This window comes from Pseudoalteromonas sp. TB25 (assembly GCF_000497995.1).
In the GTDB taxonomy this organism is placed as follows: domain Bacteria; phylum Pseudomonadota; class Gammaproteobacteria; order Enterobacterales; family Alteromonadaceae; genus Pseudoalteromonas; species Pseudoalteromonas distincta.
The window spans coordinates 1-9,972 of the sequence record NZ_AUTI01000102.1; the positions used below are offsets into that span (position 1 = coordinate 1).

Genomic DNA, 9,972 nt, shown 5'->3' on the forward strand with positions numbered 1-9,972 from the left:
GCCGCTAGCGGTGAAGGGTTTAACGAAATACGTGACGATACAGCCGATATAATAACGATGCATCCAGGCATTGTTTCAAATCAAGATGGATTATCTACATCAGCACTTGGTGTTGAACATAAGTTTGATAACCCAGTATCGAAAATAGTAATTACGCGCACGCAGTAACGTTCCAGCTTGTAATGGGGAAGTAAGGGAGCACGGATGCCCCCCTTTTTACGAGGTTATACATGCGTCACGAAAAAATATTAGTAGTAGAAGATGACAGAGAAATAGGTAAGTTAATTACCACGCAGCTAACGTCGCTTAACTTACATGTTGATCATGTTGTAAGCGCAGAACTAGCTTTAAAAAAAATAGCTAAGCATCCCTACGGACTTATTTTACTCGATATAAACTTACCCCAAATGGATGGTTTGAGCTTATGCCGAAAAATAAAAGAGCATTACCCTACTACCTCCGTTATTTTACTCACCGCGCTGAGTAGCGATATGGACAGAGTTATTGGCCTTGAAATGGGCGCCGATGATTATATTTGTAAACCCTTTTTTGCACGCGAATTACAAGCCAGAGTCAAAACCCAATTACGCCACAGATCACAACTACTCGCAGGCCAAAACAACGACAACTCCCCCGTTGATAGCGAACAAACACTAAATGTAGGCTCACTCAATATAGAATTTAGTTCGCACCAAGTGTATTTAGGCAAGCAAGCCCTTAACCTTACCGCCACCGAATTTGATTTACTCGTTTACTTTGCACGCCATCCTAATCATGTTTTTAGCCGTCAGCAGTTACTCGATAAAGTATGGGGTTACCAACACAGTGGTTACGAGCACACGGTTAATTCACATATAAACCGCTTACGTGCCAAGCTAGAAGAACACCAACAAGCGCCTATCATCGAAACAGTTTGGGGGGTTGGTTACAAACTAAACCCTAGCCAACTCAATTAAGACACCTATTATGAAATTATCTTTGTATCAAAAATTAGCTATATCGCTAGTTGTCATTTTTTGTTTTATTTGCGCCCTAGTTTACGGCTGGAGCAAGCAATTAGAACTCACCTCAAAACATCATGCTGAGCAAAATTTACATTTGGCGCTTGCCGAGCATTTAGTACAAGATAACCCATTAATAAAAGAAGGTGTTTACGACTATAAAGCGCTTGAAAACCTCTTTCATACCTTGATGTTATTAGGCCCTGCGTTTGAATTTTATTTTGTAGACGAAACCGGAAAAATTCTTACTTACTCAGCAAAGCCGGGTAAAGTTAAACGCACGCATATTAGTTTAACGCCTTTAAAAAGGCTGATTAACGACCCAAGCGCTGCACCTATCTATGGTGATAATCCTCGTAATAAAGAGCAACAAAAAATATTTTCAGCCGCGCCAGTATTTAATCAAGATAAGCTACAAGGCTATTTATATGTAATTATTGGTGGTGAGGCTTACGACACCTCACTAAGTACAGTAAAAAATAATGATAAGTTATGGCTAGCCGCTTTATGGCTTGGCTCTGCACTCGCATTTTTATTTATTGCGATGCTAATTTTGCTACGCTTTTTTACCAACCCAATTCAGCGCTTAGCCCGCGATGTTAGTAATATTGAAGCCGCTAACTACAGCCTTACCGACACCAAGCTAAGTAACTACTCAACGCAAAAAAGTAACGAAGTGCATAGTTTAGAGCGAAGTATTCAAGCCATGCTTACCCGTATTAACGAGCAGTTTAAAGCACTTGAGCAAGGCGATAAGCAACGCAAAGAGTTACTGACTCACTTATCGCACGACCTACGCACCCCACTTGCTTCACTGCAGGGGTTTTTAGAAGTTTTAAATCAGTCAGGTGAGCAATTAAGTCAAAAAGAACAACAAGAATACTTACAGGTATCGATTAATAATTGTGGGCAATTAAAGCTACTCATAGAGCAAATATTTGAACTTGCTCACTTAGAAAATGGCGAAATAAGTATAAATAAAGAAACCTTTAATTTAGGTGAGCTTATTTACGATTGCATGGCAAAATTTAGTTTAGCCGTTGATAAAAAAGGCATTAGTTTGTCGGTAGAACCTTCGATTTGTGACTTTCCTGTGGTTGCCGATATAGCTAAATTAGAGCGCGTGTTAAGTAACTTAATTGATAATGCAATTAGGCATACCCCTCGCGGCGGCAGCATTGCAGTACATGTAAAACGCAGTGACGATAATCAACTATTTGTGCATGTATCAGACACAGGCGTAGGTATAAAAGAAGATGAGCTGAATGCTATTTTTGACCCGCACTACCAAGCAAGTAATTCTAATAAAGAAGGGCGCCAGCAAGGTGGTTTAGGATTGGCCATTTGCAGAGGTTTATTAAAACTGATGGATAGTGAAATTTACGTACAAAGTGAAATTGGTAAAGGCACTATGTTTAGCTTTAATTTACCACAAAATAAGGTGCTTTCTTAAAAAGCACCTTATTGAGTTAAATCTATTTAAATATATAAATTAATTACTTTTTAATACCCGCTAAATCAAGCATAAATGCATAGTTTAGCGCGGTATCTTCTAAGCGTTTAAAGCGACCTGATGCACCACCGTGCCCTGCTTCCATATCTATTTTAAACAGTAACTTATTGTCATCAGTTTTATAGTCACGCAGCTTAGCAACCCATTTTGCAGGCTCAAAGTATTGAACTTGTGAATCGTGCAAGCCAGTCGTTACTAACATATTAGGATATGCTTGCTTAGATACTTGGTCGTATGGCGAGTAAGATAGCATGTAATCGTAATACGCTTTTTCGTTCGGATTACCCCATTCGCCGTATTCATTTGTTGTAAGTGGTATGCTTGCATCAAGCATCGTTGTTACTACATCTACAAACGGTACCGCAGCAACCATGCCTTTATAAAGCTCAGGCGCTTGGTTTGCTACTGCGCCCATTAATAAGCCACCAGCACTACCACCTAACGCAAATATTTCATCTTTTGCGCCATACTTTTGAGAAACCAATGCTTTAGTTACATCAACAAAGTCATTAAACGTATTCTTTTTAGTGAGTAGCTTGCCGTCTTCGTACCAAGGACGACCTAGCATTTGCGAGCCACGTACATGGGCAATTGCAAATACAAAGCCACGGTCAAGTAAACTCAAACGCGTGCTTGAAAAAGTAGGGTCCATGGTTGCGCCATAAGAGCCGTAACCATATTGCAGTAGCGGGTTAGTACCATCTTTTTTAAACGCATCTTTTCGATAAACTAAGCTTACCGGTACTTTTATGCCATCACGTGCTGTTACAAAAATACGCTCTGAGGCGTAATTATCAGCATCAAAATCACCTAATACAGCTTGCTGTTTAAGTAATTTTTTATCGCCAGTTGCTAAATCTACATCGTACGATGAACCAGGTGTAGTCATGCTTGTGTAGTAAACACGTAATGTGCTGCTATCTATATCGTTATTACCATAAGTACCAATTGTATAAGCGCTATCGTTAAAGCTCAGTGGTAACTCTTTACCTGTTTTTAAATCACGCGCAATCAACTTTGATTGGCCCATTTCACGCTCTTGGTAAACTAAGTAGTCATTAAATAAATCAATGCCTTCGAGCTTAATATCATCGCGCGCTGGGATCACACTTTGCCAATTTGCTTTGTCACCAGCTTTATCAATATCCACTTTCATCAGCTGAAAATTTACAGCATCTAAGTTAGTTACAATGTAGTAAGTATTTCCTAGCTTCGAAATTTCATATTCAAGCCCTGCTTCGCGCTCAATTAAGCGTTTAGGCATTGCCTTAGCATCATCAGCACTTAGTACCGATACGCCTGATGCTGCTGTGCTGCTGTGCCAAATATAAATTTCTGACTCATCTTTGCTTTTACTCATACCCATGTAGTAACTGGTATCAGTTTCTTCGTAAATTAGCTCATCATCAGCTTGTGGTGTACCTAATGTATGACGATAAACTTGATAACCTAATAAAGTTTGTAAATCTTTTTTAATGTAATAAACCGTTTTATTATCGTTTGCCCAAACTATACCGCCGTTGGTGCCCTCAAGTGTATCTTCGAGTAATTTACCGGTTGTTAAATCTTTTATTTTTATACTATAAATACGACGGCTAACAGTATCTTCCCCATAAGCCATTAAATTGCCATTCGGGCTTACATTTAAGCCACTTACTGCATAATAATCATGGCCTTTCGCAAGCTCATTTACATCTAAAATAACTTGCTGTTCGGTACCTGCAAAATCGCTGCTGCGTAAGTAAGTAGTGTACTCGTTATCGCCGCGTGTTTGCGTTGAGTAAAAATAATCACCGTTTTTAACTGGGACTGAATCATCGTCTTTTTGGATACGCCCTTTTAGCTCTTCAAACAATTCACTTTGCAGCGTTTTGGTATGTGCAAGCATTGCATCTGTGTATGTATTTTCAGCTTCTAAATAGTTAATCACCTCTGGCGCTTTACGTTCGTCATCACGTAACCAATAGTAATTATCTACACGTGTGTCACCATGAATAGTCATCTCATGAGGCACTTTTTTAGCAACTGGGGCAATAGCTTGGGCTACTTGAACCGTTTTAACTTGTGTATTATTTTTTTTGGTTTCTTCAGGGGCTTGATTACAGCCACTTAAAATAGCTAGCGATAATGCAGCAAGTGCGAATGGAGTACGTTTCATCAGTCAAAGTCCTTGTTGGTTTTTATTTTTTATTAAGTAATTAAATATACCTAAAAATAACCTGTGTTGTGATTTACTTTGTGAAGCTATGTAAAGTAAATCAACGTAATTCCTCTTTTCTTAATAAGCCTACATCAGGTACTCTGTAGATATATAAGTCATTTTCAAGCTCAACTGATTAAGGGTAGGAATGAATAACGAAGTAATAAATATTTTAACTATGGCTAAAGTAATTCAAACAGCTGTTGCCCCAGTATTCTTGATCACGGGTATTGCCGCTACTTTAGGTGTTTTATCTAATCGTTTGGCACGTATTACCGATAGGGCACGTCAGTTAGAACGCAGATTAAAAGTAAGTACTGACGAGGACTTTAATAAATCACTCGCTACAGAGCTGCGCGCTCTTTTAAAGCGTTCTCGATGTATTCATATTGCTTTTAGTTTAAGTGTATTAAGCGCATTACTTGTATGCGCTGTGGTTATGTTGTTATTTTTATCGCACATTCAATCTATAAACTTAGGCGTGACTATTGCTTGTTGTTTTGTAGCAGCAATGGCATTACTCATATGTGCATTTATGTCGTTACTTGGTGAGGTATTCTTAGCAACTAGAAGCATGCGTCGCGGGATGATATTTGCAGATATTGATATAAACGATTAAGTTTTAGTTAAATCTATCGTATTCACTTGAATAAATACGATGTTAGATACAAGATACCGAATTAAGAATTACAATTTTCAACAGGGGCAAACATGAAATTAAAAAAAGTATTAGCAACAATAGCACTGGCAACGTGTGCATTTAGCGTATCGGCAAATTCTGCATTTAAAGAGCCAAGTGACGCGATTGAATACCGCCAAGCAGCATTTTCAATGATCTCAGTACAAATTGGTGACATGGGCGCAATGCTAAAAGGTAAAGTACCTTTTGACGCAGAGCAATTTAAAAAGCGTGCTAACAACGCAGCTGCACTTTCAAAAATGCCATGGGAAGCGTTTTATGAAGGAACAGATAAAGGCGACACAGCTGCACTTGCTGCTGTTTGGTCTGAAAACGATACTTTTATGAAAAAAGCAACTGCATTCCAACAATACGCAGATGAGCTAGCAGTAGCGGCTCAATCAGGCGATAAGGCCGTAATTGGTAAAGCTTTTGGCGCATGGGCTAAAGGCTGTAAAGATTGCCATAAGCAATTTAAAGATTAATTATTGTTGTTTTAATACTTAATGTAGTAACAACAAATGATAAAAAGCACTGAATGGTTAATCATTCAGTGCTTTTTGTACCCGGCATTTAAGCCCGTATGTTATTTATTGAGCTAAACCTTCTGCGGGCGACGTTTAAATACAGTCCTAATCCCACCCAAAATGCGTGTAAACACCTTACCAATATCACTTAATATAATGTACAAGCATGGCACTAATATAAGTGTTATTAATGTTGCAAACATCACTGCAAAACCAAGCGCTACCGCCATAGGTATTACAAACTTAGCCTGCAGGCTTGTTTCAAACATAATGGGCAATACACCTGCAAATGTAGTAATTGAAGTAAGTAATATAGGTCTGAATCGAGCACAACCGGCATCTATTACAGCATTTTTAATACTAACACCTGTTTTACGGGCTTGATTCACATAATCGGTCATAACGAGTGAGTCGTTTATAACCACCCCTGCTGCTGCAATAATACCAAAGCCAGACATTAAAGTTATATCCAAACCAAACCAGTAATGCCCCCATATTGCTCCCGTTAAGCTAAATGGAATCACCGACATAACAATAAGTGGTTGCGCATAACTCTTAAGGGGTACGGCTAATAAAATATACACCAAAATCATACCGCCGAAGAAAAACATCTTCTGCTGATTAGCCTGATCTTGTTGCTCTTCAATGGCGCCACCTAGTTCTGACTTAACACTTGGATACTCTTCTTTGAGTTGTGGTAGTAGCTTTTCTTTAATTTGATCTACAACTTCGTTTGGCTCAATCACTTCTTCATCTATGTTTCCATAAACATACACAGTACGATATCCCCCTTCACGGCGGATATAACTAATACCTGGTGTTTCAGTAAGTTCAACTACATCACCAAGCAGTACTTCACGGCCCTGCGGGGTAGTAACAACCGCATGCTTAAGTGACGAAAATGCCTCTCGAGTCAGTTTAGGGTAACGCACCATTACACGTACTTCCTCGCCTCGGCGAATAACACGTTGAGCCTCACCACCGTAAAAGCTTGCCCCAACTTGATTTGCAATAGAAGCTAAGTCTAAACCTAAGTCGTAAGCGACCGGTTTTAGGCTCATTTGCACTTCTTTACTTGCAGGATCTATTGTTGAGCTAATATCAAACAAACCTTCTTGCTGTTGCAGCAACTCTATAAAACGACGTCCTGCATTATTTAATGTATCAATATCAGAGCCATATAATAAATAACCAAATTCGCCGTCACTGCTCCCTCCATTTACATCATCATAAATGGTTAATGATTTAACACCGGCAATATCGGGCATCGCCTCGCGCCAACGTCGTGATAATTCAAACGCGTTATAAGGCCTTATACTTTCATCAACAAGGGGAACAAGCACTTGTGCTTCAGTTCGCCCTTGGTTAAATACTAAAATATCTCTTATGAGTTTTTGACCATATTTGCGTTCGGTATCTTCATCAATCGCAATCACCATCGCTTCTATTTCACGAATAGCATTTATTGTTTGTATGTCAGATACATTGTCATTCATTTCTAGATTTATTTGCGGGTAGTCATGCGGGATTTTTGGCATAAACCCGGTACGAACTTGATTTGATGAGATTAAAGCAAAGGTTACGATTAATAGAGCAATAAATGAAAATAACACTGACCAACGCCATTCAACACAACGTATAACAAAGCGTTTATATGGGCCATTTACAAAACCAAAAAATCGCGTATTAAACCGATCGCGCCAGCCACCCTCTTTTATTGGTGAAAAATGAGTGTGAGCAATATGGGCTGGCAGTATCAACTTTGATTCAATCAAACTAAAAACTAAACACAACATTACCACCACTGCTATACCATAAAAGAAGGCACTTTCTGGGCCTGTAGATAACGTAAACGGAGCAAATACTGCAATGGTAGTTAGTACACCAAAAGTTGCAGGGGTTGCTACGCGTTTTGCGCCATTAATCACATTAACAACACCACCGCCTTTTTTTTCTATTTCGGTGTAGGCACTTTCGCCAATGACAATGGCGTCGTCCACCACAATCCCTAGCACCATAATAAAGGCAAAAAGTGATAAAATATTAATGGTTACACCAAACAATGGCATCATCATCATTGCGCCCAAAAAGCACACTGGCAAACCAATCATCACCCATAATGCCAACTTAAAGCGTAAAAAGATTGATAGCATAATTGCAACCAAAATAGCGCCCTGAATGAGGTTTGTAACCATCATGTCTAAGCGGGCATTTAGGTAATACGTAAAATCCATTAGTGGCTCTAAACGAACCCCCAGTGGTAGCTCTTTGTTTTTTAATTCTATAAATGCTTTTACTGAATCAGCAACTGGGATAATACTTTGCTCTTCAGTCGCTTTTACCGATATATAAACTGCATTTTCACCATTGAATTTAAAGTAACGCTCACCTTCAGTGAACTGATCTTTAATCACGGCAATATCTTGCAGTAACACTTTAGCGCCATTAGCCCCTATTTTTACCGGTATTTGCCTAAATTCTTCACCAGAGTAAAACTGATTTTCGACGCGAACAGAAATAACACCTGCGTCTGTTTTTAGCTGCCCCGCCGAAAAGTTAGCTGAGTAACGACGCACTGCATTCATTACATCACTAAGGGTTAGGTTATACTGACGCAGCGTATCGGGTTCGATTTCAATTGCTATTTCATCAAGAGGAACATCGTTTACCACTAACGACACGTTAGATAGCTGTAGTAACTCATCTTCTATTTGGTTTGCTATAGGCTTAAGCTCAGTTAGCGGTATGTCGGCAACGAGTGTCATACCTATAACATCTTGCCTAAACTCAACTTGACTTATGGTGACCGGTTCCATACCGGCAGGGAACGTTGCTATACCATCAACCCGTAATTTAACTTTATCGAGTATATCGGTCAGCTCTACATCAGTATTAATTTCAAGACTTGCTCTACCGCCATTTCTAAATGCCCTGTACACACCTTTTTTAATTTCGGTCACATCTTTTAGCGACTCTTCAATTTTTATAAGTATGCTTTCTTCTATTTCTTGTGGTGAAGCGCCGGGGTAGTTAGCTTCAATATTAATGTAGTTAATCTCTACATTAGGAAACATTTGGCGTTGGATATTTAGAAAGCTAATAATTCCCATCACCACAATAAAAATCATCATTAGGTTGGCAGCAACGGAGTTATTAGCGAAGTAAGCAATAATACCGGTTTGTTTTTCAGCGTTAGGCGCTGTATTTGGTAGTTCAGTGTTACTCATAACTCAGCCTACCTTTATAATTTTTCAGTGGAAGCATTTTCAAGTGCCTCTGTATTTTTAGTATTTTGAAGGCCCGCAATTTTTACAGCCATGCCTTTTTGCGGATATTCTGGCAAAGTAATCACCAACTTATCATCTGCTTGCAAACCATCACTGATGTAAAAGTACTCACCCTCTTCACGAATAACTGTGACTTTGCGCGGCTCAAGTTGCTGCTCTTCATTAACGATCCATACGGTTTTGTTATTAACTAACTCTTGCGGTAAGCGGTAAATATTATTGAGCATTGCACCTGCAAAATTTACCTGTACGTAGCTACCAAACTTAATGGCTGGTTGTATATTCTTAAGACCGTATGGGTCTTCTATACGCACTACTAAACTGCTCATACGCGTAGCGTTATCAACAATCCCTAGGTCGCGGTCAATTACACCTTCACGGGTGAAGCTGTTTAGGCCTTTTTGAATAATCGTTGCGGTAATACCTTTAATACGCTCTGGCAAAAAAACGCTATCGAACCCTGCTATAGGAATAATCACTTCAGCGGTCTCAATATTATTGAGTTCAGCAACTTGCGAACCCATAGTGACAAATTGTCCAACACCTATATTTCGACTAATAACCAATGCGTCGTAAGGGGCTGTAACATCACAATTATCCAAATCACGTTGCGCGCGCTTTAATGCAGCTTGCGCCGACTTAACAGATGCTTGTGCACTGAGCACTTGAGGTTTACGTAAAAATAAATCTGTGCGCGCTTTACTTGGAAAGCGCTTGGCTTCGTCTTCGGCTACTTGAGCTTGAGCTTGTTCCTCTATTAAACCC

The 9,972-nt window shown here is 39.4% G+C and carries 7 protein-coding genes; 4 read left to right on the forward strand and 3 right to left on the reverse strand.

All coding sequences use genetic code 11. The features are described 5' to 3' along the window. The first annotated feature begins 230 nt into the window (after positions 1-230). Together L652_RS0102135 and L652_RS0102140 are read left to right on the forward strand one after the other, a co-directional pair. A complete protein-coding gene (locus tag L652_RS0102135) occupies positions 231-956 on the forward strand; it encodes a response regulator transcription factor (RefSeq protein WP_024595587.1) in 726 nt (241 codons plus the stop codon). A 10-nt stretch (positions 957-966) separates the two neighbouring features. Continuing rightward, positions 967-2,454 carry a HAMP domain-containing sensor histidine kinase gene (locus L652_RS0102140; RefSeq protein WP_024595586.1) on the forward strand — a complete coding sequence of 496 codons (1,488 nt, stop codon included), beginning with the start codon at positions 967-969 and terminating at the stop codon, positions 2,452-2,454. Positions 2,455-2,497: 43 nt separating this feature from the next. Here L652_RS0102140 and L652_RS0102145 read toward each other — a convergent pair whose 3' ends face one another. Then, positions 2,498-4,672 (reverse strand): oligopeptidase B, encoded by a 2,175-nt coding sequence (locus L652_RS0102145; RefSeq protein ID WP_024595585.1) that lies wholly within the window; start codon positions 4,670-4,672, stop codon positions 2,498-2,500. 190 nt (positions 4,673-4,862) lie between these two features. Between L652_RS0102145 and L652_RS0102150 the strand changes: the two genes are divergently transcribed. After that, complete coding sequence (locus tag L652_RS0102150; protein ID WP_007377300.1) at positions 4,863-5,333, forward strand: DUF2721 domain-containing protein; 471 nt, start codon at positions 4,863-4,865, stop codon at positions 5,331-5,333. A gap of 92 nt (positions 5,334-5,425) precedes the next feature. Then, positions 5,426-5,878: a cytochrome c gene (locus L652_RS0102155; protein ID WP_024595584.1), complete on the forward strand. Its 453-nt coding sequence runs from the start codon at positions 5,426-5,428 to the stop codon at positions 5,876-5,878. 113 nt (positions 5,879-5,991) lie between these two features. On the opposite strand, the gene L652_RS0102160 is transcribed toward L652_RS0102155, so the two are convergent. Beyond that, positions 5,992-9,147 (reverse strand): efflux RND transporter permease subunit, encoded by a 3,156-nt coding sequence (locus tag L652_RS0102160; protein ID WP_024595583.1) that lies wholly within the window; start codon positions 9,145-9,147, stop codon positions 5,992-5,994. 14 nt (positions 9,148-9,161) lie between these two features. Then, positions 9,162-9,972: HlyD family efflux transporter periplasmic adaptor subunit (locus L652_RS0102165; protein ID WP_024603238.1), on the reverse strand; the 811-nt coding region annotated here is incomplete at its 5' end.

Excerpts from the sequence above, each read along its gene's own strand:
- L652_RS0102135 (WP_024595587.1), top strand. The coding sequence starts at position 231 with ATGCGTCACGAAAAAATATTAGTAGTAGAAGATGACAGAGAAATAGGT.
- L652_RS0102140 (WP_024595586.1), top strand. The coding sequence starts at position 967 with ATGAAATTATCTTTGTATCAAAAATTAGCTATATCGCTAGTTGTCATT.
- L652_RS0102145 (WP_024595585.1), bottom strand. The coding sequence starts at position 4,672 with ATGAAACGTACTCCATTCGCACTTGCTGCATTATCGCTAGCTATTTTA.
- L652_RS0102150 (WP_007377300.1), top strand. The coding sequence starts at position 4,863 with ATGAATAACGAAGTAATAAATATTTTAACTATGGCTAAAGTAATTCAA.
- L652_RS0102155 (WP_024595584.1), top strand. The coding sequence starts at position 5,426 with ATGAAATTAAAAAAAGTATTAGCAACAATAGCACTGGCAACGTGTGCA.
- L652_RS0102160 (WP_024595583.1), bottom strand. The coding sequence starts at position 9,147 with ATGAGTAACACTGAACTACCAAATACAGCGCCTAACGCTGAAAAACAA.